At 60.1% G+C, this 25,300-nt stretch carries 21 protein-coding genes; 15 read left to right on the top strand and 6 right to left on the bottom strand.

What is annotated here, in order from left to right; all coding sequences use genetic code 11:
- From F8N44_RS20795 to F8N44_RS20740, 12 genes are all read left to right on the top strand, one after another.
- The coding region (locus F8N44_RS20795) for an energy transducer TonB (RefSeq protein ID WP_150651621.1) at positions 1-286 on the top strand (286 nt) is incomplete at its 5' end.
- 67 nt (positions 287-353) lie between these two features.
- Positions 354-1,040 carry a MotA/TolQ/ExbB proton channel family protein gene (locus F8N44_RS20790; RefSeq protein ID WP_371857975.1) on the top strand — a complete coding sequence of 229 codons (687 nt, stop codon included), beginning with the start codon at positions 354-356 and terminating at the stop codon, positions 1,038-1,040.
- Complete coding sequence (locus F8N44_RS20785; RefSeq protein WP_007918272.1) at positions 1,040-1,441, top strand: ExbD/TolR family protein; 402 nt, start codon at positions 1,040-1,042, stop codon at positions 1,439-1,441. Before F8N44_RS20790 ends, F8N44_RS20785 begins: the two co-directional genes overlap by 1 nt.
- A gap of 207 nt (positions 1,442-1,648) precedes the next feature.
- The gene (locus tag F8N44_RS20780) at positions 1,649-4,360 is read left to right on the top strand and encodes a TonB-dependent receptor (protein WP_191630930.1); all 2,712 of its coding nucleotides are present in this window, start codon (positions 1,649-1,651) and stop codon (positions 4,358-4,360) included.
- Between the two features lie 153 nt (positions 4,361-4,513).
- Positions 4,514-6,379, top strand: a complete 1,866-nt coding sequence (locus F8N44_RS20775) for an extracellular solute-binding protein (protein WP_150651620.1) — start codon at positions 4,514-4,516, stop codon at positions 6,377-6,379.
- Position 6,380: 1 nt separating this feature from the next.
- A complete protein-coding gene (locus F8N44_RS20770) occupies positions 6,381-7,445 on the top strand; it encodes a microcin C ABC transporter permease YejB (protein ID WP_150651619.1) in 1,065 nt (354 codons plus the stop codon).
- Positions 7,445-8,467 (top strand): ABC transporter permease, encoded by a 1,023-nt coding sequence (locus tag F8N44_RS20765; RefSeq protein WP_150651618.1) that lies wholly within the window; start codon positions 7,445-7,447, stop codon positions 8,465-8,467. Before F8N44_RS20770 ends, F8N44_RS20765 begins: the two co-directional genes overlap by 1 nt.
- A 1-nt stretch (position 8,468) precedes the next feature.
- Positions 8,469-10,115 (top strand): ABC transporter ATP-binding protein, encoded by a 1,647-nt coding sequence (locus F8N44_RS20760; protein ID WP_150651617.1) that lies wholly within the window; start codon positions 8,469-8,471, stop codon positions 10,113-10,115.
- Positions 10,116-10,273: 158 nt separating this feature from the next.
- Positions 10,274-10,795 carry a DUF3455 domain-containing protein gene (locus F8N44_RS20755; protein ID WP_038363473.1) on the top strand — a complete coding sequence of 174 codons (522 nt, stop codon included), beginning with the start codon at positions 10,274-10,276 and terminating at the stop codon, positions 10,793-10,795.
- 162 nt (positions 10,796-10,957) lie between these two features.
- Positions 10,958-11,491 carry a sigma-70 family RNA polymerase sigma factor gene (locus F8N44_RS20750; protein WP_150651616.1) on the top strand — a complete coding sequence of 178 codons (534 nt, stop codon included), beginning with the start codon at positions 10,958-10,960 and terminating at the stop codon, positions 11,489-11,491.
- Positions 11,488-12,180: an anti-sigma factor domain-containing protein gene (locus F8N44_RS20745; protein WP_150651615.1), complete on the top strand. Its 693-nt coding sequence runs from the start codon at positions 11,488-11,490 to the stop codon at positions 12,178-12,180. The genes F8N44_RS20750 and F8N44_RS20745 overlap by 4 nt, the downstream gene beginning before the upstream one ends.
- 202 nt (positions 12,181-12,382) lie before the next feature.
- Positions 12,383-12,745: a hypothetical protein gene (locus tag F8N44_RS20740; protein WP_150651614.1), complete on the top strand. Its 363-nt coding sequence runs from the start codon at positions 12,383-12,385 to the stop codon at positions 12,743-12,745.
- A gap of 71 nt (positions 12,746-12,816) precedes the next feature.
- Here F8N44_RS20740 and F8N44_RS20735 read toward each other — a convergent pair whose 3' ends face one another.
- A complete protein-coding gene (locus F8N44_RS20735; protein WP_150651613.1) occupies positions 12,817-13,908 on the bottom strand; it encodes a DUF1615 domain-containing protein in 1,092 nt (363 codons plus the stop codon).
- Positions 13,909-14,162: 254 nt separating this feature from the next.
- Here F8N44_RS20735 and F8N44_RS20730 point away from each other — a divergent pair, with 254 nt between their 5' ends.
- Together F8N44_RS20730 and F8N44_RS20725 are read left to right on the top strand one after the other, a co-directional pair.
- On the top strand, positions 14,163-16,367 hold the full coding sequence (locus tag F8N44_RS20730; RefSeq protein WP_150651612.1) for a TonB-dependent receptor: 2,205 nt from the start codon (positions 14,163-14,165) through the stop codon (positions 16,365-16,367).
- 311 nt (positions 16,368-16,678) lie between these two features.
- On the top strand, positions 16,679-18,214 hold the full coding sequence (locus F8N44_RS20725; RefSeq protein WP_150651611.1) for an FAD-dependent oxidoreductase: 1,536 nt from the start codon (positions 16,679-16,681) through the stop codon (positions 18,212-18,214).
- A 124-nt stretch (positions 18,215-18,338) separates the two neighbouring features.
- On the opposite strand, the gene hemB is transcribed toward F8N44_RS20725, so the two are convergent.
- The 3 genes from hemB to F8N44_RS20705 all read right to left on the bottom strand — a co-directional run bounded on the left by hemB (position 18,339) and on the right by F8N44_RS20705 (position 21,661).
- On the bottom strand, positions 18,339-19,313 hold the full coding sequence (gene hemB / locus F8N44_RS20720; protein ID WP_127929055.1) for a porphobilinogen synthase: 975 nt from the start codon (positions 19,311-19,313) through the stop codon (positions 18,339-18,341).
- Positions 19,314-19,554: 241 nt separating this feature from the next.
- Positions 19,555-20,253 (bottom strand): glutathione binding-like protein, encoded by a 699-nt coding sequence (locus tag F8N44_RS20710; protein WP_150651610.1) that lies wholly within the window; start codon positions 20,251-20,253, stop codon positions 19,555-19,557.
- Between the two features lie 85 nt (positions 20,254-20,338).
- Complete coding sequence (locus tag F8N44_RS20705) at positions 20,339-21,661, bottom strand: hypothetical protein (protein ID WP_224794801.1); 1,323 nt, start codon at positions 21,659-21,661, stop codon at positions 20,339-20,341.
- A 478-nt stretch (positions 21,662-22,139) separates the two neighbouring features.
- Between F8N44_RS20705 and F8N44_RS20700 the strand changes: the two genes are divergently transcribed.
- Positions 22,140-22,814 carry a histidine phosphatase family protein gene (locus tag F8N44_RS20700; RefSeq protein WP_150651608.1) on the top strand — a complete coding sequence of 225 codons (675 nt, stop codon included), beginning with the start codon at positions 22,140-22,142 and terminating at the stop codon, positions 22,812-22,814.
- 119 nt (positions 22,815-22,933) lie between these two features.
- Here F8N44_RS20700 and mnmH read toward each other — a convergent pair whose 3' ends face one another.
- Complete coding sequence (mnmH, locus tag F8N44_RS20695; RefSeq protein ID WP_150651607.1) at positions 22,934-24,037, bottom strand: tRNA 2-selenouridine(34) synthase MnmH; 1,104 nt, start codon at positions 24,035-24,037, stop codon at positions 22,934-22,936.
- Positions 24,037-25,071: a selenide, water dikinase SelD gene (selD, locus tag F8N44_RS20690; RefSeq protein WP_150651606.1), complete on the bottom strand. Its 1,035-nt coding sequence runs from the start codon at positions 25,069-25,071 to the stop codon at positions 24,037-24,039. Before selD ends, mnmH begins: the two co-directional genes overlap by 1 nt.
- Positions 25,072-25,300 lie beyond the last annotated feature (229 nt).

The following is a 25,300-nucleotide window of genomic DNA, read 5'->3' as shown; positions in this document are numbered from 1 at the left end:
GGAATCGGCAGCCGTTTCCGGTCTCGCCAGCCTCGGCAACCCGCCACCGGAATACCCGTCGCTGGCACTGCGGCGCAACTGGGAAGGCAGCGTGGTGCTGCGCATTCAGGTGCTGGCCAACGGTCGCGCAGGATCAGTGACGGTGACCAAATCCAGCGGCAAGCCGCAACTGGATGACGCCGCCGTCGCCGCCGTGAAGAACTGGAAGTTTATTCCGGCCAAACGCGGTGACACGCCGATCGACGGCTTCGCCACCCAGACCATCGATTTCAAATTGCCGCAATAACCGAACGCTCAATCAACGCACAACCGAATAACGCAAGCGAGGTGTCACCATGAACGATTTGTCTTCGATGATTGTCCCCGGCGTGCTCTGGGGTCTGGTGCTGTTTTCCGTGGTCAGCTGGGCGATCCTGCTGGTCAAGTCGGCGCAGTACCTGCGGCAGAAAGCGCAGAACAAACAATTCACCAAGGCCTTCTGGGGCGCGCCGGATCTGCTCACTGCCGCCGAGCACGCCAGCCAGTATCCAGGCTCACTGGCGCGTATCGCCAGCAGCGGTTTTGAAGCGCTGCTGGTGGAAGATTCGCCGCGCACCACGCAACAACTGGCGCACACCATCAACCGTTCGGATCGCCTGGAACGCAACCTGCGCCAGCAGATCCAGAAGGAACGTCGCTCGCTGGAAAACGGCCAGGCGATCCTCGCCAGTATCGGCAGCACCGCGCCGTTCATTGGTTTGTTCGGCACCGTGTGGGGAATCATGGAAGCGCTGAAAAGCATCGGCGAAACCGGCTCCGCCAGCCTGGAAGCGGTCGCCGGGCCCATCGGTCACGCGCTGATCGCCACTGGCGTCGGTATCGCCGTCGCGGTGCCGGCGGTGCTGATTTACAACTTCTTCCTGCGCCGCTTGAAACTCGCCTCGGCAGACATGGATGACTTCGCCCACGACTTCGACGCCCTCGCCTCGCGCAGTGCGTTTTCCATCAGCCGTCAGGCCATCGCCAGCAAAACCACTGCCGCCGTGCGGGAGGCCAGCTGATGTCGTTCTCCACTCAAGACAGCGATGAAGTGCTCAGCGAAATGAACGTCACGCCGCTGGTCGACGTGATGCTGGTGCTGCTGGTGGTGTTCATCGTCACCGCGCCGCTGATGACCAACGCGATCAAAGTGAACCTGCCGAAAACCGACGCCGTCGCCCCCGCCGAAAAGAAAGACCCGGTAGTGGTCAGCGTCGATCAGGACGGCAAGTTCTATCTGGCCAAGACCGAGCTGGCCCCGGAATCGCTGGAAGCCAGCCTCAAGGAGGTCAAGGCCAAGGACGCTGAAGTCCGCGTGCAGCTGCAGGCCGACTCCGCCGTCAATTACGGCCAGGTGGCCAAGGCCATGGCGTCGATCGAACGCTCGGGCATTACCAAAATATCGGTGATGACCACCCACTGAGTGCGGTGGCGAGCGCGCCTTGAGAGACGCGCCCGCTACCGCTCGCTGAATCCTGTCGCAATCGGCCGACCGAAAAAACGCCACGCGTCTTCGGAGGGGATCGGCTTGCTTGAAGAAAGTGGTTTTCCGCACGCGGTATCACCGATAGCGGAGCAATGAGGGGCTCACAAGGCCAATTCGATAACGTCTAAAAAGTCGGAAATAACCATGCTGATGAACACTCCACGCTTCACGCTCAAACCTTTGGTGGCCACGATTTCTCGCCACCGTTTTGTTCCGTTGTATCTGGTGGCCATGGGGATGGGCGCCGGGACTGTGCAGGCAGCCGAGGACGACAACGCTAGCGTCCCGGCGGCTGCGGCGGTGGTTGCGCCGACCACGCAACTGCAACGGGTGGAAGTGACCGGTTCGGCGATTCGCCGGGTCGATGCGGAAACGGCGGTGCCGATCACCATTCTCAAGGCCGATGAGCTGCGCAAACAGGGCGTGACCACCACCGCCGAATTGGTGCAGCGCATCACCGGCAGCCAGTCGATCAACAACAGCGCCGGCTCGGTCGGCGCGGCGACTGGCGGCGCCTCGTTCGCCGACATGCGCGGCATCGGCGCAAACAAGACGCTGGTGCTGCTCAACGGTCGACGCCTGGCCAACAACGCCTTGTCGGGGACCAACTCGGCTGGCGGCGCGGTGGATCTGAACATGATCCCGTTTGCCGCCATCGAACGCGTGGAAGTCCTGCGTGACGGCGCCTCGGCCCTGTACGGCACCGACGCCATCGGCGGCGTGATCAACTTCATCACCAAGAAATCCCTGACCGACGGCCAGTTGACCCTCGGCGGCGAAACCCCGACCCACAGCGGCGGCGGCCAGACCAAAGACATGAGCGCCAGTTGGGGCTACGGCGATCTGGACGAAGACCGCTTCAACGTCCTCGGCGTGTTCAACTACAACAAGCAACAGAACCTCGACGCCAACGACCGCTCGTTCGCCACCGACTATGCGCCCGGTCGCGGCCTGGATCAGACCTCCGGCACCGCGTTCCCCGGTAACTACAGCCAGAACGGCAACGCCACCAATCCGTTGGCCAACAGCAATTGCAACGGCCCCAACCTGATCGCCCGCGATGGCTTGTGCCGCTTCAGCACCCGTGAATACATCGATCTGGTGCCACAAACCGAAAAAACCTCGTTCTTCGGCAAGACCACCGGCAAGCTTGGCGACGATCACAACGTCAACCTCGAATACTTCTGGTCGCGCAACAACAACGCCACGGCGATCGGCCCTGCGCCACTGACCGGTCTGAGCCTCGACGGCTCATCGCCCTACTACCCCGGCAATGGCATCACCCCGGCGCCAACCGATTTCGCCCTCGACCCGACGCAACCGGTCGACGTCAACTGGCGTGAAACCGCGGCCGGCCCGCGTGAATCGAAAGACCAGAACACCAGCCAGCGCTTCCTGCCCAGTTTCGATGGTCTGGTCGCCGGCTGGGATTACAACGTCGGCGCCTCGTACAACCAGAACAAAATCGTCTCCAGCGTCACCAATGGTTTTGTCAGCGATCAGGCGATGATCAATGGTCTGGCCAGCGGTCTGCTCAACCCGTTCGGCCCGCAGTCCGCCGCCGGTCAGCAGTACATCGATAACGCGGCGTACCACGGCGCCTATTCCACTGCTGTGGGCCGTGTCGCCGGTTTCGATGGTCGTATCAGTCGTGAAATCGGCGACTGGTTCGGTGCCGGCCCTTCCGGCCTGGCCCTGGGTGGTGAATACCGCAAAGAGAAATTCCACCAGGATTTCGAGTCGTTCGCTGGCGACATTCAGAGCCTCGGTATCGACCCGGCCGGCAGCGTTGAGGGTGATCGCAGCGTGAAAGCCGCCTACGCGGAAATCAACGTGCCGGTGCTCGACAGCCTCGAACTGTCCGCGGCTGTGCGTCACGACAAATACAGCGACTTCGGCAGCACCACCAACCCGAAATACTCGTTCCGTTATCAGCCGTTGAAAGAGCTGGTGGTGCGTGGCGCCTATAGCGAAGGTTTCCGTGCGCCGTCGCTGTATGAGCTGTATTCGCCGCGCAGCATCACTTTCACCCAGGGCTACTACAACGACCCGGTACTGTGTACAGGCGGCGTGGTGCAACCGGGCGGCAATGGCGGCCGTGATTGCGGTCAGCAGTTCCTCAACCAGATTGGCGGCAACGAAGATCTGGCCCCGGAGAAGGCGCGCAACGTGACCCTCGGGTTTGTGTATCAGCCGATCACCAACCTCTCGGTAGGTCTGGATTTCTGGTGGATTCACATCTCCAACCAGATCCAGCCGTTCCCGGAATCCACCGTGTTTGATCAGGCCGGTTCCTACCCGGATCGCTTCGTGCGCAACGCCGACGGCACGCTCAATTACATCGTCACCGGCAACGCCAACCTCGGCATCGTCGAAACCAACGGTGTCGATGTGTCGCTCGACTATCGCTTCCCGAACACGCCGTACGGTCAGTTCGGTCTGGGCCTGCAAGGCACCTATGTGGACGAGTACGACTTCCAGAGCACCATCAAGGGCCCGTTCACCGACAAGGTCGGCGACTTTCAGGGTGACGGCGTGATCGCCCGCTGGAAACACAACCTTACCGGCAGCTGGACCTTCGGCGCGGCGCGGGCGGCACTGACCAACCGCTTCACCACGGGTTACAACGACTACGACCGCGACACCCACGCGCGCGTGGCGTCGTATTCGGTATGGGATCTGTCGGCCGGTTACACCTTCAACAAGGTGCTGGATGTCGATGCCGGGATGAAGAACGTGTTCGACCGCAATCCACCGTTCTCCAACCAGGCCTACAACTTCCAGAGCGGCTATGACCCGCGCTACACCGACCCGCTGGGCCGCACCTTGTTTGCGCGCATGACGTACCACTTCTAACCGGAAACAGAGCACATCTCCCCCTGTGGGAGCGACCCTGCTCGCGAAAGCGGTGGATCAGCAAGAGAGATGTCGGCTGACAAGACGCCTTCGCGAGCAGGCTCGCTCCCACATTGGGTCCGTGGACTTTCAGGGATTTTCAGGAGTGACTTCATGAGTTTTTTGCGCAACATGGCGGGCCTGCTGTTAAGCAGTGCGCTGCTGTGCAACGGCACCTCGGCGCTGGCCGCTGGCAGTTATGCGCTGACGGTGTACGGCGAGGCGCCGAAGTATCCGGCGAACTTCCAGCACTTCGATTTCGTCGATCCCAAGGCACCCAAGGGCGGTTCGCTCAGTCGCGCGTCGATGGAAATCGGCCAGTACAACTACATCAGCCCGTATGCCGATCAGGGCATTTCCGTGGTGCAGGTCAACGACTGGGTGTATTCGCCACTGGCGTTCCGCTCGCTCGACGAGCCATACACCGTTTACGCACTGGTCGCGCAGCAGATCGAGCGCGACCCCGATGGACTCTGGGTGCGTTTCACCCTCAATCCAAAGGCACGCTTCGCCGACGGTACGCCGATCACTGCCGAAGACGTGCGCTACACCTTCAACCTGCTGATGACCAAGGGCAGCCTGAGTTATCGCCAGCAGTACGCCGACGTGCAGGACGTGCTGATCGAAGGCCCGCGGCAGGTGCGCTTTACCTTCAAGAACAATCTCAACCGCACCCTAGCGCTGGATCTGGCGACCATGCGTGTGGTCCCCGAGCATTGGTGGAAAACCCGCGACTTCGCCAATGGCGGCGGTTTCGAGCCACCGCTGGGCAGCGGCCCGTACCGGGTGAGCAAGGTCGACGCCGGGCGCAGCATCAGTTTTCAACGCGATCCGGACTGGTGGGGCAAAGACCTGCCGGTCAGTCGCGGCATGTACAACTTCGACACCCTCACAGTGAATTTCTACGGCGACACCGACGTCGCCCGCCAACTGCTGCAGGCCGGCGCATTCGACTACAACCGCGAGTTCTCCTCGTCCGGTTACGTGGTCGGTTACGACAGCCCGGCGTTGCGCGACGGCCGCTTGCAACAGGCGATCCTCGCCCCGGACAAACCCACCGCCGCTCAGGGCTTCGTGTTCAACCTGCAGAACCCGTTCTTCAAGGATCGCCGCGTGCGTCAGGCGATCAGCCTGCTGTGGGATTTCGAGTGGACCAACAAACAGATGATGCGCGGCTTCTACGTGCGCCAGAACAGCTTCTGGCCGAAGAGCGAAATGGCCGCCACCGCCCTGCCCGACGCCGAAGAATTGAAGATCCTCGAACCGTTGCGCGGGCAGATTCCCGACGAGGTCTTCACCGAGGTTTATCAGGCGCCGAAAACCGATGGCAGTGGCTACATCCGCGACAAACAACTGCAAGCGCTGAAGCTGCTCGCCGAGGCTGGCTGGACACCGCAACACAATCGGCTGGTCAACGCTGCGGGCGAGCCGCTGGAGTTCACCTTTCTCGACGGTCAGGGCGGCTTCGACCGCATGCTGTTGCCGTTCAAACGCACCCTCGCGCAGATCGGCATCACCCTCAATTTGCGCCGGATCGATTCAGCGCAATACGTCAACCGCCTCAACGCCCGCGACTACGACATGATCGTCGTCGCTTTCCCGCGCAGCGGCGATCCGATCGTCTCTCCCGGCCGCGAGTTGTACAGCCTGTACGCCTCGCAAAGTGCCACGCAAGTTGGCAGTTCCAACTCGATGGTGCTGGCCAATCCGGCGGTCGATCAACTGATCGACGGGCTGGTCCAGGCCAACAGCCGCGAAGCCATGGTGCATTACGCCCGCGCCCTCGACCGGGTGCTGCAATGGGGTTACTACATGATTCCCAACTACTACTCCAAAGGCACGCCGACGGTGTATCAGAACCGCTTTGGCATGCCGCCGGTGCAACCGGCCTACGACGAAGGCATCAACACCTGGTGGGAGGTATCGGCCAAGGCGCTGACCACGCAACAGATGCACAGCCAGCTTGCGGGGGGCCAGTGACATGCTGCGTTATCTGAGTCGACGTTTGCTGCTGATCATCCCGACGCTGCTGTGCATTCTGGTGGTGAATTTTCTGATTGTGCAGGCCGCGCCAGGTGGGCCGGTGGAGCAAGCCATTGCCCGCCTGCAAGGCTTCGGCGGGCACAGCATGGGCGGCGGTGGCGAGGTTGCTGCGGTTGGCGGCGCGGGCCGCAGCAGCCGTGGCCTCGATCCGGCGCTGATCGAGGAAATCAAACACCATTACGGCTTCGACAAACCGCTGCACGAACGCCTGTGGCTGATGCTGAAAAACTACGCGCAGCTGGATCTGGGCAGCAGTTTCTTTCGCGGCGCCAAGGTCACCGATCTGATTGTGCAGAAGCTGCCGGTGTCGCTGTCGCTGGGTTTGTGGGCAACGCTGATCACCTACCTGATTTCGATCCCGCTGGGCATTCGCAAAGCGATCAGGAACGGCAGCGCCTTCGATGTCTGGAGCAGCACGGCGATCATCGTCGGTTATGCGATGCCGGCGTTTCTGTTCGCGATTCTGCTGATCGTGGTGTTCGCCGGTGGCAGCTACGTCAACTGGTTCCCGGTGCAGGGGTTGGTGTCGGATAATTTCGACAGCCTGAGCACGCTGGGCAAAGTCGGCGACTACCTCTGGCACTTGGTGTTGCCGGTGACGGCGCTGGTGATTGGCGGTTTCGCCACGCTAACGATCCTGACCAAGAACAGCTTCCTCAACGAGATCAGCCGCCAGTACGTGATCACCGCGCGGGCCAAGGGTCTGACTGAGCGTCGCGTGCTCTATGGCCATGTGTTTCGCAACGCCATGTTGTTGGTGGTGGCCGGTGTGCCGTCGGCACTGATCGAGGTGTTTTTCGCCGGCTCCCTGTTGATCGAAACCATCTTCAACCTCGACGGCCTCGGGCGCATGAGCTACGAGGCGGCGGTGTCGCGCGACTACCCGGTGGTGTTCGGCGCGTTGTTCCTGTTCACCCTGTTCGGCCTGTTGATCAAGCTGATCGGCGACCTTTGCTACACCCTGCTCGACCCGCGCATCGACTTCTCGGCGAGGACTGCCTGATGTTCACTCTTTCTCCCCTTGGTCAACGTCGCATTGCGCAGTTCAAGGCCAATCGGCGCGGACGCTGGTCGTTGTGGCTGTTTATCGGACTGTGTCTGATTTGTCTGGGCGGTGAACTGATCGCCAACGACAAGCCGCTGGTGATCCGTTACCACGACGCCTTTTACTTCCCGATCCTCAGCGATTACCTGGAAACCGATTTCGGTGGCGAACTGCCGTTTCAGCCGGATTACGCCAGCAGTTACGTACACAAACTGATCGAGGATCAGGGCGGCTGGATGTTGTTTCCGCCGATCCCGTTCAGCTACGACACAGTCAATTACGACCTCAGCGAACCGGCGCCGAGTCCGCCGTCCTCGAGCAACTGGCTGGGCACCGATGATCAGGCGCGCGACGTGTTGGCGCGGGTGATTTTCGGCACGCGGATTTCGATTCTGTTTGCGCTGATTCTTACCGGCATCAGTGCGTTGATCGGCATCGTTGCCGGGGCGTTGCAGGGCTATTACGGCGGTTGGGTCGACTTGCTCGGGCAACGGGTGCTGGAGATCTGGTCGGGGTTACCGGTGCTGTACCTGCTGATCATTCTGTCCGGGTTTGTCTCGCCGAGTTTCTGGTGGTTGTTGGGGATCATGGCGCTGTTTTCCTGGCTGGCGCTGGTCGATGTGGTGCGCGCCGAGTTCCTCCGTGGACGCAATCTGGAATACGTCAAAGCCGCGCGGGCGCTGGGCCTGACCGACAACGAGCTGATGTGCCGGCACATCCTGCCCAACGCGATGACCTCCACCCTCACCTACCTGCCGTTCATTCTGACTGGTGCGATTGCGACGCTAACTGCACTGGATTTTCTTGGCTTCGGCATGCCGGCGGGTACTGCATCGCTGGGCGAGTTGATCGGTCAGGCCAAGCGCAATCTGCAAGCGCCGTGGTTGGGGCTGACGGCGTTTTTTGCCCTGGCGCTGATTTTGTCTTTGTTGGTTTTCATCGGTGAAGCCTGCCGTGATGCGTTTGATCCCCGGAGCTGACATGAACGACAACCTGATTGAAATCCGCAACTTGCGCGTTGCCTTCGTCGGACAAGAAGTGGTGCACGGTTTGAACTTGGATATTCGGCGTGGCGAATGTCTGGCACTGGTCGGTGAATCCGGCTCAGGGAAGTCGGTGACCGCACATTCGATTCTGCGTTTGTTGCCGGGCAAAAACGTCAGCAGCAGCGGCGCAATCCGCTACAACGGCGTGGATTTATTGCACGCCAGCGAGCAGCAGATGCGCGGCTTGCGCGGCAACCGCATCGCAATGATTTTTCAGGAACCGATGACTTCGCTGAACCCGCTGCACACGGTGGAAAAGCAGGTCAGCGAAGTGCTGGAAACTCATAAAGGTTTGAAGGGCCGCGCTGCACGTGAGCGGACGTTGGAGTTGCTGGAACTGGTCGGCATTCGCCAGCCGTTGCAGCGTTTGAAAGCCTATCCGCATCAGCTCTCGGGCGGTCAGCGACAACGGGTGATGATCGCCATGGCGTTGGCCAACGAACCGGAGTTGTTGATTGCTGACGAGCCGACTACAGCGCTGGATGTCACGGTGCAGCAGAAGATTCTCGAATTGCTGATCGAGTTGCAGCAACGCCTTGGCATGTCGCTGTTGCTGATCAGCCATGACCTCAATCTGGTGCGGCGCATTGCGCAACGGGTGTGCGTGATGCGTCACGGTGAGATCGTTGAGCAGGCTGATTGCGAAGCATTGTTTCGGGCGCCGCAGCATCCTTACAGTCGCTTGTTGATCGAGGCTGAGCCGAGCGGTGCGCCAGTGCCGAGTGAGTACGATCACAACCTGCTCGAAGTCGATGATTTGAAGGTGTGGTTCCCGTTGCCCAAAGCATTGTTCAGTCGCCAGCAGGATTACATCAAAGCGGTGGATGGGGTCAGTTTCACCCTGCAACGGGGCAAGACTTTGGGGATTGTCGGTGAGTCGGGTTCGGGCAAGTCGACGCTGGGTCAGGCGATCCTGCGGCTGGTCGAATCCGAGGGCAATATCCGCTTCGGCAACAAGCAACTGAGCCTGCTCAATCAGCGCTTGATGCGGCCGTTGCGCCGGCAGATTCAAGTGGTGTTTCAGGATCCGTTCGGCAGCCTCAGCCCTCGGATGTCGGTGCAGCAGATCATTGCCGAAGGCTTGCTGACTCACGGTATCGGCACCGAGTCCGAGCGGGAAGCGGCGGTGATCCGGGTGCTGGAGGAAGTCGGCCTAGATCCGCAGAGCCGTCATCGTTATCCCCATGAATTTTCCGGTGGCCAGCGCCAGCGCATTTCCATCGCCCGCGCACTGGTGCTGGAACCGGCGCTGATTCTGCTCGATGAACCGACCTCGGCGCTGGATCGTACGGTGCAGAAGCAGGTGGTGGAGTTGTTGCGGCAATTGCAGATCAGGCATGGACTGACCTACCTGTTCATCAGCCATGATCTGGCGGTGGTGCATGCGTTAGCGCATGACTTGATGGTGATCAAGGATGGCAAGGTGGTTGAGCAGGGTTCGTCGCGGGAGATTTTTGCCGCGCCGCAACACCCCTACACCCAAGAGCTGCTGAAGGCCTCCGGCCTAAAATCCGACACAAAACCCTGTGGGAGCGAGCTTGCTCGCGAAAGCGGTGGGTCAGTCACCACCTCTATAAGCTGAAAGGCCGCCTTCGCGAGCAAGCTCGCTCCCACAGGGGAAATCGGTGGGGTTGGAAATTTATTTGTCGGGCACTGCATCCAGACACCTCCGTCACGGGTAGTCCTTGTAACAGCCCTCTTCGGCTGTCAGCGGCCTACCCTTTTTTGGAGATAACACTGATGAACATCACCCAGCTGATTGGCCTCACCGGTTTGCTCGCCCTGTCCTCGACAACCTTCGCCCAGACCAGTTATCCCGACGCAATCAAAGTCCCGGATGGCCACAAGATCGCGATGGAAACCACCGGCGTCGGCGAGATCACCTACGAATGCCGTGACAAAGCCAATACCCCCGGACAGACCGAGTGGACCTTCGTCGGCCCGAAAGCGGTGCTCAATGATCGCAGCGGCAAGCAGGTCGGTACCTACTTTGGCCCACCGGCCACCTGGCAGGCCAAGGACGGTTCGAAAGTCACCGGCACGCAATTGGCCGTGGCGCCGTCGACTCCGGGCAACCTGCCCTATCAGCTGGTCAAGGCCAATCCGGCCGAGGGCAAAGGCGCGATGAGCGGCGTGAGTTACATCCAGCGGGTCGCGCTCAAGGGTGGCGTGGCGCCGGGCAGCGAATGCACAGCGGCGAACAAGGGCAAGCAGGAAGTGGTGAAGTATCAGGCCGATTACATTTTCTGGGCGGCGAACTGACTTCTGGCACCACTGATAAACCCTGTGGGAGCGAGCTTGCTCGCGAAGGCTGAGAGTCAGTCAACACAGTCTTCTCTGACCGGCCGCCTTCGCGAGCAAGCTCGCTCCCACAGTGGACAATGGGTTCTGGATGTTTGCGGAATGTAAGCTAGATTGCACGACATGCCTTTAGCCGAATCCACATTCGATTACGAAGCCCGCCTCGCTGCCTGTGCCCGTGGCGAGCGCTCGGCCCTGCGCGATTTGTATGTGCAGGAAGGCCCGCGCCTGCTCGGCGTGGCCAAGCGTCTGGTGCGTGATACGGCGCTGGCGGAGGACATCGTTCATGAGGCTTTTATCAAGATCTGGAACGGCGCGGCGCGGTTTGACCCGGCGCGCGGTTCGGCGCGTGGCTGGATGTTCAGCGTGACCCGGCATCTGGCGCTGAACCTGTTGCGCGATCACGGCCGGGAAACGCCGTTCAGTGAAACCCACGACGTGGCTGCGGACGATGACGGCTTCGACGCCCACGCGCATTCGGCGCGCATCCACCGTTGCCTGGAACAACTGGAGCCACAACGCCGCCACTGCATTCTTCACGCCTACGTCGACGGCTACAGCCACGCGCAGATTGCCGCGCGCCTCGACACGCCGCTGGGCACGGTCAAAGCGTGGATCAAGCGCAGCCTCAACGCCTTGCGGGAGTGCATGGGATGACCAGCGAATCAGCGCAAGACCGCGATGAATTGGCCGGCGAATATGTGCTCGGCACGCTTTCTTTTGAACAGCGGATCGAGGTGCAACGACGTTTGCCGAATGATCCTCAATTGCGTGCAGCAGTAGATGCCTGGGAGCGGCGCCTGCTGGAACTGACCAAGCTGGCCCCCTCGCAACAACCGTCGGCGCTGTTGTGGCCGCGCATCGAACGCAGCCTCGACCGACTCACGACAAAAGCGCCGTCAACTTCATGGTGGAACCTGCTGCCACTCTGGCGCGGGTTGAGTGCTATCGGATTGGCCGCCACGTTGATTTTGGGTTCGATCCTGTTGACCCAGACCACGCCGAAACCAAGCTTTCTGGTGGTGCTGGTCGCGCCGCAGGACAAGGCTCCGGGCTGGGTGATTCAGGCAAGCGATTCGCGGGAGATTCAGTTGATTCCGTTGGGCGTGGTTGAGGTGCCCGCTGACAAGGCACTGGAATTCTGGACCAAGGCTGACGGCTGGCAGGGGCCGGTATCGCTAGGATTGGTCAAGCCTGGGCAGGCGTTGTCGGTGCCGCTGGACAAGCTGCCGCCGCTGCAACCCAATCAGCTGTTCGAGCTGACACTTGAGGGCGCCAATGGCTCGCCGATCGGCAAACCGACCGGGCCGATCCAGGCGATCGGGCGCGCTGTCAAAGTCTTGTAACATTCCCCTGTAGGAGGCTGCCGATGGCTGCGATCTTTTGACATTTTCAAAGATCAAGATCAAAAGATCGCAGCCTGCGGCAGCTCCTACACCAACCATCATTGCTATCGATGTTCACCATCACGGCAATGAAGTTCTCATAAAAAATCTCCGGCGTAACATCGGCTCCATACCAACCAACAACACCCCGGAGCACACCATCATGAAACGCCAAACCCTTCTCGGCATCGCTTTCTCGGTCTTCGCTATCAATGCTTTCGCCGCTACCCCGGCCCACACCATGATCGCCGAAGGCGGCTCGGACAAACTGATCGAAAGCCGTGTGGCTGAAGGTGGTTCGGATCGTCTGATCGAACGCCGCGTTGCCGAAGGTGGCTCGGATCGTCTGATCGAACGTCGCGTTGCCGAAGGCGGCTCGAATCGTCTGATCGAACGTCGCGTTGCCGAAGGTGGTTCGGATCGTCTGATCGAACGTCGTGTTGCCGAAGGTGGTTCGGATCGTCTGATCGAACGTCGCGTTGCCGAAGGTGGTTCGGATCGTCTGATCGAACGCCGCGTTGCCTGAATGCATGGCTTCAAGCGCAACAACCCAGAGAAACCCGGCTGCCCTGGCCGGGTTTTTTATGTCTGTCTGATTTACCCGGCCTTGGCCATGCAGCGCTTGTAGCGCTCGTCCACACGCTTGGCAAACCATGCCGTCGTCAGTTTGCGGGTGATCTTCGGGCTCTGCAGCACGATCCCCGGCAACACCGCACGCGGCAGCTTTTTCCCCTCCGCTTGCTCCGCCAGTTCGAACATCCGCTGATAGAGCTTGGTCTCCTCGAACTCCAGGGTTTTGCCCTTCTCCAGTTGATCGCGAATGGTTGGGTTGCGCATGCCCAATGACTTGCCGAGGGTGCGTACCGCCAGTTCCGTGCCACCGGGCATGATCGAGTCGTAGCGGATCAGGTCGCCATCGAGCGCCAGTGGAATGCCTGAAGCGCGGCTCACCGCATTCTGAAATGCCGCATTGCGGCTGGCGTACCAGCCTGCGTTGAAATCGGCAAACCGGTACAACGGCTCGCGATAACTCACCGGATAACCGAGCAAATGTGCGATGCCGAAATACATGCCACCACGGCGGCTGAACACTTCGCGGCGGATCGTACCGTCTACCGGATATGGATAGTCTTTGGCGTGCTGCTCGGCAAATTCGATGCTGACCTGCATCGGCCCGCCGGTGTGCACCGGGTTGAAGCCGCCGAACAACGTGCGGCCCATCGGCACCCGGCCGATGAAGTCGTCGAAAATGCCACTGAGTTCTTTCTCACTGCGCGCCGCATTCAGGCGTTCGCTGTAGGTCTTGCCGTTGGTTGAACGCACCTGCAGAGCGCCGCTGACCAACAGGCTGGGGATGTGCACTTTAGCGGCACGTCGATCGATTTCGTCGCGGGCGATCTTGCCCAGGCCGGGCACGGTGGGATCGGCCTGAAAGGTGGATTCCTGTTCGGCAACGGCCAGCACCGAGCAGAGGTTTTGCGTGGTCGGGCTGATGTTCTGCGCGGCAAATGCGGCGTAGATATCGGTGGCCCAGCCTTGGCGATCAGCGGTCTTGGCCGGCATCAACCGTACGATCTCGGCCTTCACTTCAGCGGGCGCACGCGGCACCGGTTCCTGACTGCGCTGCCCTGCGCAACCGGCGAGCACCAGCAGTGCGGCGAGGGTGATCGGTAATTGAAAGTTGTGCATGAAGCTTCATCCAGTCCGTTGTGCCGGGTTCACCATACGTTCATGGTGTGGCGCAGGCTAGGACTGCGGTGTTCTGGCCCTGTTCCCCTGTATCGCCAATTGCCCCGAAATAGAGCTTTCCAAGACTGATGACAAACTGATTGCAAAACGTTACTGAGAAAATCTATCATTTGCACCTGGAGTCGCATTTGCGCAAGGAGTTCCCGCGCCGCCCTTATTTTTTCCAAACGGCCGCGCGCCTCCAGGAACTGAAAATGCCCACTCCAACCCGAATCGGCGTCCCGTTTCGCCCGACGCTTCTCGCCCTGCTGTGCTCTCTGACGGTCACCGCTCATGCCGCCGAGGGCGATACCAATGCGCTGGTGCTGGACGACGTCAACGTCAATGCCCAGGCCCCGACGCCGAATGCCCTACCCCCGGTTTACTCGGGTGGCCAGGTCGCCCGCGGCGGTCAACTTGGCGTGCTGGGTAATCAGGACATGATGGACGTGCCGTTCAGCGCCGCCTCCTACACCGAACAATTGATTCAGGATCAGCAGGCCGAAGACGTCGCCGACGTTCTGCTCAACGATTCGTCAGTACGTCAGGCGTCCGGTTTCGGCAACCAAGCGCAGGTCTTCATGATTCGCGGTCTGCCGCTGAACGGTGACGACATTTCCTATAACGGCCTGTACGGCGTGCTGCCCCGGCAGATCATTTCCACCGACGCGCTGGAGCGCGTGGAAGTGTTCAAAGGCCCCAATGCCTTTATCAACGGCGTGACCCCGACCGGTTCCGGCATCGGCGGTGGCGTCAACCTGCAACCGAAACGCGCCGGCGACGTGCCGCTGCGGCGTTACACCACCGACATCAACAGTGAAGGTCGCATCGGTCATCACTTCGACATCGGCCAGCGCTTCGGCGAAGACAACCGCTTCGGCGCACGGATCAACCTGTCCCAGCGCGAAGGCGACACCGGTATCGATCACGAGAACCAGCGCTCGAAACTGTTTGCCATCGGCCTCGATTATCGCGGTGATGCATTGCGCATTTCCGGCGACTTCGCCTATCAGAAAGAGCGCGTCAACGGTGGCCGCAACTCGGTCAACCTCGGCACCGCCACACACATTCCGGATGCGCCATCGGCCGACACCAACTACGCGCCGAAGTGGGGTTTCACAGAGATCGAAGACACCTTCGGCATGCTCCGCGCCGAATATGACCTGAATGACAACTGGACCGCCTACGCGGCCGGCGGCGCCAAGCACACCCGTGAAGTCGGGAATTACAACTCGACTACCCTGGTCGGTAACAACGGCGCCTCGTTCACCACCGGCTCGTTCATTCCCCACGATGAAGACAACACCAGCGTGATGGCCGGCCTCAACGGTAAATTCAACACCGGCCCGGTCAGCCACAAGCTCAACTTCGGTCTGACCGGCATTTGGGCCGAACAGCGCAGTGCCTATGATTTTGACCTGACCAAATACGCCAACAACATCTACCATCCGGTGCAAACGCCGTCGCCGGTGGGCAACTTTGCCGGCGGCAACTTGAATGATCCGGGCATCACCGGCAGGACCTTCAACCGCAGCGTGGCGATTTCCGACACCCTCGGTTTCTTCGATGATCGCCTGCTGGTTACCGCTGGCCTGCGTCGCCAGCAACTGGTGGTGCAAGGCTACAACTACGCCAGTTGGGGCAGCGGCGATCGCAAGTCGAGCTACGACGAATCGATCACCACGCCGGTCTACGGCGTGGTGTTCAAGCCGTGGGAGCACGTGTCGTTCTACGCCAACCACATCGAAGGTCTGGCCCAGGGCCCGACCTCGCCGACCAGTTCCGGCGGATTCCGTGTGACCAACGGCAACGAAGTCTATGCACCGGCACGCTCCAAGCAGACCGAAGTCGGGGTGAAAGTCGACATGGGCACTTACGGCGCGAGCCTGGGTGTTTATCGCATCGAACAGCCGAGCGATGGTTACTGCGAAATAGACAGCGCCACCACCTGCACCTACGTACGTGAAGGCGAGCAGATCAACAAAGGCGTAGAAATGAACGTGTTCGGCGAGCCGATCCAGGGCCTGCGTCTGATCAGCGGTCTGACCCTGATGGACACCGAACTGAAGAACACCCTCAATGGCGCCAACGACGGCAACCGAGCGATTGGCGTGCCGACCTTCCAGTTCAACGCCGGCGCCGACTGGGATGTGCCGGGCCTGCAAGGTGTAGCGCTGAATGCGCGGATGCTGCGCACTGGTGGCCAGTACGCGGATGCGGCGAACAACCTGAGCCTGCCGACCTGGAACCGCTTCGATGCCGGTGCGCGTTATGCGTTCAAGGTCTCGGAGAAAGACGTGACCGTGCGTCTGGGCGTGGAGAATCTGGCGAACAAGAAGTACTGGGAATCGGCTCAGGGAGGTTATCTGACCCAGGGCGAGCCGCGGGTTGCCAAGTTGTCCGGCACCATTGATTTTTAAAGCTGAAAAGCCCCTCACCCTAGCCCTCTCCCAGAGGGAGAGGGGACTGACCGTGGTGTTCTTGCAAGTTACACCGACCTGAAATATCGAGTCGAACTCAGGTCTTAAAAAACACACAAATCGGCTCCCTCTCCCTCGGGAGAGGGCTGGGGTGAGGGGCCCGGATCTACGCAGCACAACAGCCCTCCCGCCGAACACCCTAAAAGGCCCCACAGCCTCACCGCTGCGGGGCCTTTTTCCGTTTGGCCGATCAACTGGCCACCCTCTCCTGCTGATCCATACTTGCTGCACAGCAAAAGGAGGACAGGCCCATGAACCGCAGCGACGTCCTGATTATCGGCGCCGGCCCGACCGGGCTGGTGCTGGCCCTGTGGCTGAGCAAACTCGGCGTGCGCGTGCGCATCATCGATAAAACCTCCGCGCCCGGCACCACTTCGCGAGCGCTGGCGGTGCAGGCGCGCACCCTCGAGTTGTACCGCCAACTGGATCTGGCCGACACCGTAGTGCGCAACGGCCATCGGGTGGCGGCGGCGAATTTCTGGGTCAACGGCAAACCGGTTGCACAGTTACCGCTGAACCGCATCGGCGAAGGCCTGACGCCCTATGCGTTCGTCGAAATCTTCCCGCAGGATGAACATGAACGGCTGCTGATCGAGCGTCTCGAAGACTATGGCATCACGGTCGAACGCGACACGACGCTGGAAAGTTTCGAGGAAACCGGCGACGGCCTCACCGCGCATTTGCGCCTGCCCGATGGCGAGCAGGAAATCTGCCAGGCCTGTTATCTGGCTGGTTGTGACGGCGCCCGCTCAATCGTGCGCAAAGCCCTCGACAGCGGTTTTCCCGGTGGCACCTATCAGCAGATTTTCTACGTGGCCGACGTCAAGGCCAGCGGCCCGGCAATGAACGGCGAGTTGCATCTGGATCTGGATGAAGCGGACTTTCTCGCCGTGTTTCCTCTCGCCGGAGAAGGCCGCGCAAGGCTGATCGGCACCGTGCGTGACGAACGTGCGGATCGCGCCGAAACCCTGGAATTTTCCGATGTCAGCAGTCGCGCCATCGAACATCTCAAGGTGCACATCGAAGACGTGCACTGGTTCTCTACCTACCGCGTGCATCACCGCGTGGCCGAGCATTTTCGCAGTGGCCGCGCGTTTCTGCTTGGCGACGCGGCGCATGTGCACAGCCCCGCCGGCGGTCAGGGCATGAACACCGGCATTGGCGATGCGATCAATCTGGCGTGGAAACTCGCCGCCGTGCTCAGCGGCGCTGCCGAACCACGCCTGCTCGACAGCTACGAAACCGAACGCAAGGCCTTCGCCCGTCGGCTGGTGTCGACCACTGACAAAGTCTTCAGTTTCGTCACCGCCGAGGGGCGTATGGCTGATCTGCTGCGCATGCGTGTGGCACCGTTTCTGATCCCGAAAATGGCTTCGTTCGAGGCCAGTCGCGAGTTCCTTTTTCGCACCGTGTCGCAAGTCACCCTCAACTATCGCGGCATGCCGCTGAGCCAGGGCGCGGCCGGCCACGTGCATGGCGGCGATCGCTTGCCGTGGGCGCATGATGGTGAGGGGGATAATTACGAACCGCTAAGGCAACCGTGCTGGCAGGTGCATGTGTACGGCGACACCAGCGACGAAATGATCGCCTGGTGCAATGAACACCATTTACCGCTGCATGTGTTCGACTGGCGTCCGGCATTTGAAACGGCGGGATTGGGGCGTAACGGCTTTTATCTGCTGCGCCCGGATACCTATGTGGCGATTGCCGAGAACAGCGCGGATCCGAAGGTGATTGAACGCTACTTCCGCGATCACGGAATCCGGCCCTACTTCAACTGCCCCTGACCCACCACAAATCAAATGTGGGAGCGAGCCTGCTCGCGAAAGCGTCGTGTCAGTCAACACTAATGTCAGCTGACAAACCGCTTTCGCGAGCAGGCTCGCTCCCACAGGGGTAACGCGTTGGTCGTCAGATCCCGGCCAATGCCAGATCCATCGCAAAGTAAGTGAAGATCAGATCCGCACCCGCCCGCTTGATTGCGCCCAGGCTCTCACGCACCACACGATCCTCATCAATCGCCCCGGCCTGCGCACCGAACTTGATCATCGCGTACTCGCCGCTGACCTGATACGCCGACAACGGCAAGTTCGAGGCCTCGCGGATGTCGCGGATGATGTCCAGATACGCACCGGCCGGTTTGACCATCAGCGCGTCTGCGCCTTCCTGCTCGTCGAGCAGCGATTCGCGCAGGGCTTCGCGGCGGTTCATCGGGTTCATCTGATAGCTTTTGCGATCGCCTTTCAGCGCACTGCCACCGGCCTCGCGGAACGGGCCGTAGAGTGCCGAAGCAAATTTGGTCGAGTAAGCCATGATCGGAATCTGGGTGAAGCCGGCCGCATCCAGCGCCTGACGAATCGCCCGCACCTGACCGTCCATTGCAGCCGACGGCGCGATCACATCAGCACCGGCACGCGCCGCTGCCACGGCTTGTTTGCCGAGGTTGATCAGGGTCTGGTCATTGTCGACTTCATGGTTGTGCATCACGCCGCAGTGGCCGTGATCGGTGTATTCGCAGAAGCAGGTGTCGGACATCACGATCATCTCCGGCACGGCGTCTTTGGCAATGCGCGACATGCGCGAGACCAGGCCTTCTTCGCGCCAGGTGTCACTGCCGTTGCTGTCCAGATGGTGGGACACGCCGAAGGTCATCACCGACTTGATGCCGGCGCGGGCATAGCGCTCGATTTCGCTGGCCAGTTTGCGCTCGGGAATGCGCATCACCCCGGGCATGCTTTTGATCGGCACGAAGTCGTCGATTTCTTCCTCGACGAAAATCGGCAGCACCAGATCATTCAGACTGAACTCGGTTTCCTGGAACAGGCTGCGCAGGCTCGCATTGCGGCGCAGACGGCGGGGACGTGCTTCGGGGAACTGACTGGACATGGGGCCTTTCCTGAAAACGGCGGATGAGACGAAAGTCGTAGGGGGCGAAGCTTATGCCTTGCAGGGGGCGCGGTACAAACCTGGATCAATCAAGAGTGCATTACCGGGGATGCAATAATCCCAGAGAGTACCCAAATCTCCTGTAGGAGCTGCCGAAGGCTGCGATCTTTTGATCTTGCTTTTAAAAATCAACATCAAAAGATCGCAGCCTTCGGCAGCTCCTACAGGGGGATGTGTGGTGTCAGGAGGGAATGGTCAGGCCGCGAACCACCGCTGGGCGGGCGAGGAATCGCTCAAGCACACGAGTGACATTGGGGAAGTTGCTGATGCCAACCAGATCACCGGCCTCATAAAACCCGATCAAGTTACGCACCCACGGAAACGTGGCGATATCGGCGATGGTGTAACGCTCGCCCATGATCCAGTCGCGGCCTTCAAGACGAGTATTCAACACATTCAACAGACGTTTGCTTTCCTCGACATAACGATCACGCGGACGTTTGTCTTCGTAGTCCTTGCCAGCGAATTTGTTGAAGAAACCGAGCTGGCCGAACATCGGGCCGATGCCGCCCATCTGGAACATCAGCCACTGAATCGTTTCGTAGCGCAGCGCACCTTCCTGCGCCAGCAACTGGCCGCTTTTGTCGGCCAGATAAATCAGGATCGCCCCCGACTCGAACAGCGGCAGTGGCTGGTCCCCGGGGCCGTGCGGGTCGAGGATCGCCGGGATCTTGTTATTCGGGTTCAGCGAGAGAAACTCGGCGGACAACTGATCCTGGGTATCGAAAGCAACCTTGTGCGGCTCGTACGGCAGGCCGATTTCTTCGAGCATGATCGAGACTTTGACGCCGTTGGGCGTCGGCAGGGAATAGAGCTGAATCCAGTCTGGGAACTGAGCCGGCCATTTCTGGGTGATCGGGAACGCGGACAGATCGGTCATTGGAAGCATCCAGTCACAAATTAAAGGCTGATCATAATGTAGAGCGCTCGACGGCTGCGATCTTTCCGCTTGCGCTCAGCTCACATCAATCATTGCCGGTAGTGGGGAGCCGCTCATGCCCTGTTGCACTTCGATATAACGCCTGCAGGCTTTTCGCAGCAAAAACAAGACTGTCAGCATTGTTCACCGCCATCTGCGCGCGCATTTGCGGATGGACATTGAACAGCTCGACTGCCGAATGAAGATCCAGATCGTCGCCAAGCCCAAGATAGTCACTGATATAGAACAGGAAGCTATCGTGATCGTCGCCGAAGGCCTTCAGGTATTCGACCGTCAACCCACCGTGCATGATCATTTCCGACACAACACGCTCCGAAACCTCGTAAGTTTCGGTCGAATCCGCGCCCAGCAAATCGCGCAGATGGTTTTTTACATAAAAAAAATCCCCCGCGTTGGGTCCTATGGACTTGAAGCGGTCGATCCGGTTGGTGTGCAACATTTCATGGCCCAGCGACATACACAAGAGCCCGGGCTGCATGAACTTTCGATTGAGGAACAGGCGGCCGTGAAAATCTCTTTTGTACATCCATGCCGCAGCATTGTCGTTGGAATTGACGCCGAGAAACTTGGCCTCCCCCCAAACACCCTGATACTCCCTCGAAAGCGCCAGGCCTCGCGAGACTGAATCAGCGAATTGCGCGGTGACCGCTCGGTGATCGCTGCCGAAGAAGCTTTCGAAAACCTGATCGGCTTTCTGCAGTTTCAAGTCTATGGCTTGGCCGGCGTCATAAAAAATATCTTCTACCTGGCGCAGTTCCGAGCGAATGAGCTTTGCCTGTTCTGCTGTGAACTCCTTCAAACCGCGCGCGAACAGGGTGCTGCCCAATGCAGTGCCACGCTCGAACGCGTCATCGCTACCGACATGGACTCGTTGCTTGTCGATCCTGTCATTTCTTGCATCACGAATGCGTTCATCGATTTCGATGCCAGTGACATTGTCGTCGTCCGCCGCAGACCGGGCCATTTCAAGCTTCCATATTCTGCTTTGCGCATCAAAGTACAGCGGAGGTCCCGATGGCACCAATTCGGACACGAGGGTTGCTCGATACTCTCCGGTTGTTGCAGTTTGCCGCACCTGCACGATTTCGCCGGGAGCAATATCGACGTAATGACGCCCCTTGATCAGCCTCAAGCCCTGGGTATCGGCCGCCGGCAAGCTGGCCGGCGATTTCAGACGATAGTGCTCAAGTGACTCGACAGCTGAACGAACAGGCATAACCTCGGTAGGCACTATTGAAGAAGCCGTAACAGTGGCAGGCGGCATTTCTGGTTGATGGGAAGCTGACTCCTGAACTTGCTGCTCACCGAGGCGAGTGTTCTTGTTCGCCGGGCTGTCGTCGCTCAGCACACCGCTGCCTCTTTTACGCGGAGAGTTTGCGACTGTCGGCCCAGGGCCGGACGATGAGTGAATGGCGGGTTTGCGCGCAATGCCCATAAAAATCCTTTTTTGAGAGAGTTGCCCAACGAAAAAACCGGGCAAACGTCGCGATGGTCGGCGCCATTGCAACCGATCGCGAACCGCTGGGTGCGGTACATATGTACTGCACATACGTCGGGGTTTTATGTATTGCGAGGAATCAAGATCAAAAGTTCGCTGCCGCTTCGAACCGTAACATCCTGTCGCTAACCTGTGCCCAAGCCGTTGAAGTTTGCCGCTAAAGTGCCGCGCACTCGCATGGATCGAACCAAATCGGCCTCAGGGGACTCTGAGCTATGCCTTTCTCGCAAAGGAAGCTGTTCACGACAGGGAAAACACCCGGTGCTGGGAGCCCGCGGTGTAAAGGTTTGTCAGCCTTAACTGAATTTGCTGAAGAACCTTTTATTTCATGACGAACCTTATGCGTTTCGCCAAACGCTTCAAACATCGCGCGTATGTGGCCCTGCCTTCCCTGCTGGCTGTCAGTGCGCTGTTCCTGTCGCTCGAGTCCAGCGAGAGCCGCGCGCAACCGGTGGACGGCACCCAGACGCTGGTGTTCCTGCGCCACGCAGAGAAACCCGAGGGCGGTCTTGGCCAGCTCAACTGTCAGGGCCTGAACCGCGCCATCGACCTGTCGACCCTGCTGCCGGAGAAGTTCGGCAAGGCCGATTACGTGTTTGCCGCCAATCCGACGCGCAATGTCGAAGAAGGTGAGCTGGACAACTCCTACAGCTACATCCGCCCGTTGATGACCATCAGCCCCGCCGCGATCAAGCTCGGCCTGCCGGTGAACATCGAATTTTCGGCCAACGACACCAGCGATCTGGCCCGCGAACTGCTGGAAGACAAGTATCACAACTCGACGATCTACACCGCCTGGTCGCACGGCTATCTGCCGGAGTTGATCAACAAGGTGGCGGGCAAAGCAGTCGGAGAGAAACAAAACATCACCGAGGACTGGGCGGGCAACGACTTTGACTCGCTGTATGTGCTGACGCTGACCTGGCACAACGGCAAAGCCAGTTTGCAGAGCCACAGCTACAAGCAGGGACTGGATAACGGCAAAGACACCTGCCCGACCTGATTGCTGTGTAGTCTGACCAGGCCCTTTCGCGAGCAGGCTCGCTCCCGCATTCAATCTGTGTTGAATACAAATCCCCTGTGGGAGCGAGCTTGCTCGCGAAAACGCCAGCCGCCACAACCTCAAACCTTCTGGCTGGCCCGCTCACGCAAATACTCGAGCACCGCCCCACGCTCCCCGGCAAACTCGATCCGCCCGCCCTTCTTCTCGCGCTGAAACACATACATCGGGTCGTAGTACTCACGCAGCAACCCTTCGATCCAGCCGCGATGCAAGTCCACCGCGCCGCTGCGACCCTGCTCCGCCAAGGCGTCCTCCATCAAAACCAGCATCCGTCGATGGCGCTCGCCGCCCAGCCGCTTCTGCACGTTGTTCAGACTTTCCAACAGGCGTTCAGAGAACAAAGTGAAGCCCTCTTCACCGTGCACCGCAGCAAATTCTGCCGACAGATCCACCACGTAATCACGCAAAATTCGCTCGACGCGATCGGCAAAACTGTCTTCCAGCCAGACCATCGGGTATTGCTGCATGCCCTGATACAACGGCAGCGGCAAGGCGCAACTGCCGACCACCCGGCTCTCGTCCTCCAGCACAAACTGCGTGATACCCGCGTCGCGTTTCTTGAGGATGTCTATGGCCAGGCGGTTTTCAAAATCGATGTTCGACGGCTGCCCGGTGGCACGCTTGCCAAAGCTGGAGCCGCGATGGTTGGCGTGCCCTTCAAGGTCCAGGCCGTTTTGCAGTTGCACCAGCACTTCGGTCTTGCCAGTGCCGGTCATGCCGCCGAGCAAAACGAAATCACACTGGGCGATGGCCTGTTCAAGGGTATCGATGAGGAAGTTGCGCATCGCCTTGTAACCGCCAGCCACACGCGGATAGTCGATACCCGCCTCGTCACGCAGCCATTGCTGGGTGATCTGCGAGCGCAAGCCGCCACGAAAACAATAGAGATAACCCTCAGGATGGGTGCGGGCAAAATCGGCCCATGCCTGGATGCGCTCGGCTTTCACCGTGCCCGAGACCAATTGATGGCCCAACTCGATGGCCGCCTGCTGACCGTGCTGTTTGTAGCAGGTGCCGATCTTCTGCCGCTCGACATCGTTCATCAGCGGCAGGTTGATCACGCCGGGAAACGCCCCCTTGTAAAACTCGATCGGCGCGCGGGCATCCATCAGCGGCCGGTCGTTGAGAAAAATGTCACGGTAGTCAGTGCAGTCGCGGAGCATCAATTCACCTCGACTGCGTTCGTCTGTCGCTCAACCAGTTCGCCGATTGGCGCAAGGTTCAGGCCCAGCTCGGCGGCGACGGCGAGGAACTCTTCATTGCCTTCAGGCGTGACGGCGATCAGCAGACCACCGCTGGTTTGCGGGTCGCAGAGCACGCGTTTGTGCAGTTCCTGCACGCGGCCAACCTTGCTCGCGTAGCTGTCGAAGTTGCGCAGCGTACCGCCGGGTACACAGCCCTGATCGAGGTAATACTCGACGCTGTCCAGACGCGGTACGCGGTCATAGGCGATGCGCGCGGTCAGCTGGCTGCCGTCCGCCATTTCCACCAGATGCCCGAGCAGGCCGAAACCGGTGACGTCAGTCATCGCTGTAACGCCGCTGAGTTTGCCGAAGCGGCTGCCGGGTTTGTTCAGGGTGCACATCCAGTCGCGGGCCACACCGACGTCGGCGGCGCGCAATTTGCCCTTCTTCTCGGCGGTGGTAAGGATGCCGATACCCAACGGTTTGGTCAGGTACAACAGGCAACCGGCGGTGGCGGTGTCGTTGCGCTTCATGTGGCGCTTTTCCACCAGACCGGTGACCGCGAGGCCGAAAATCGGTTCCGGCGCATCAATCGAATGCCCGCCGGCCAGCGCAATGCCCGCCGCGTCGCACACGGCACGGCCGCCGCGAATTACTTCACGCGCCACTTCCGGCGCCAGCACATTGACTGGCCAGCCGAGAATCGCGATGGCCATCAGCGGATCACCGCCCATTGCATAGATGTCACTGATCGCATTGGTCGCGGCGATGCGGCCGAAGTCGAACGGGTCGTCGACGATCGGCATGAAAAAGTCCGTGGTCGACACCACGCCGCGCTCGGCATCGATCTCGTACACCGCCGCGTCATCGCGTGAGGCATTGCCGACCCACAGTTTCGGATCAAGGTTCTGGGCACCGCTGCCGGCCAGAATCACTTCCAGCACCTGCGGGGAAATCTTGCAGCCGCAACCGGCGCCGTGGCTGTATTGGGTCAGACGAATCGGCTCGCTCATGGGGGAGTCTCAGGCTGTTGATGGGGGCGATTCTAGCAGAGCGCGAGGCAGCAGATTTTTGCACTGACTGAGCGGCCCCTTCGCGAGCAGGCTCGCTCCCACATTTGCCCCGCACTCCCCTGTGGGAGCGAGCCTGCTCGCGAAGGCAATCGAACAGTCAACACAAGCATCGGGTTGCCAAAGAATTTGCAGGCAAAAAAAACCGCCCTTACGGGCGGCTAAAAGTGCT

This window comes from Pseudomonas fluorescens, from assembly GCF_902497745.1.
Taxonomy (GTDB): Bacteria; Pseudomonadota; Gammaproteobacteria; order Pseudomonadales; family Pseudomonadaceae; genus Aquipseudomonas; species Aquipseudomonas fluorescens_BM.
Note: the sequence above shows the minus strand (reverse complement) of the source record. Positions and strands in the feature narration are given on the sequence as shown.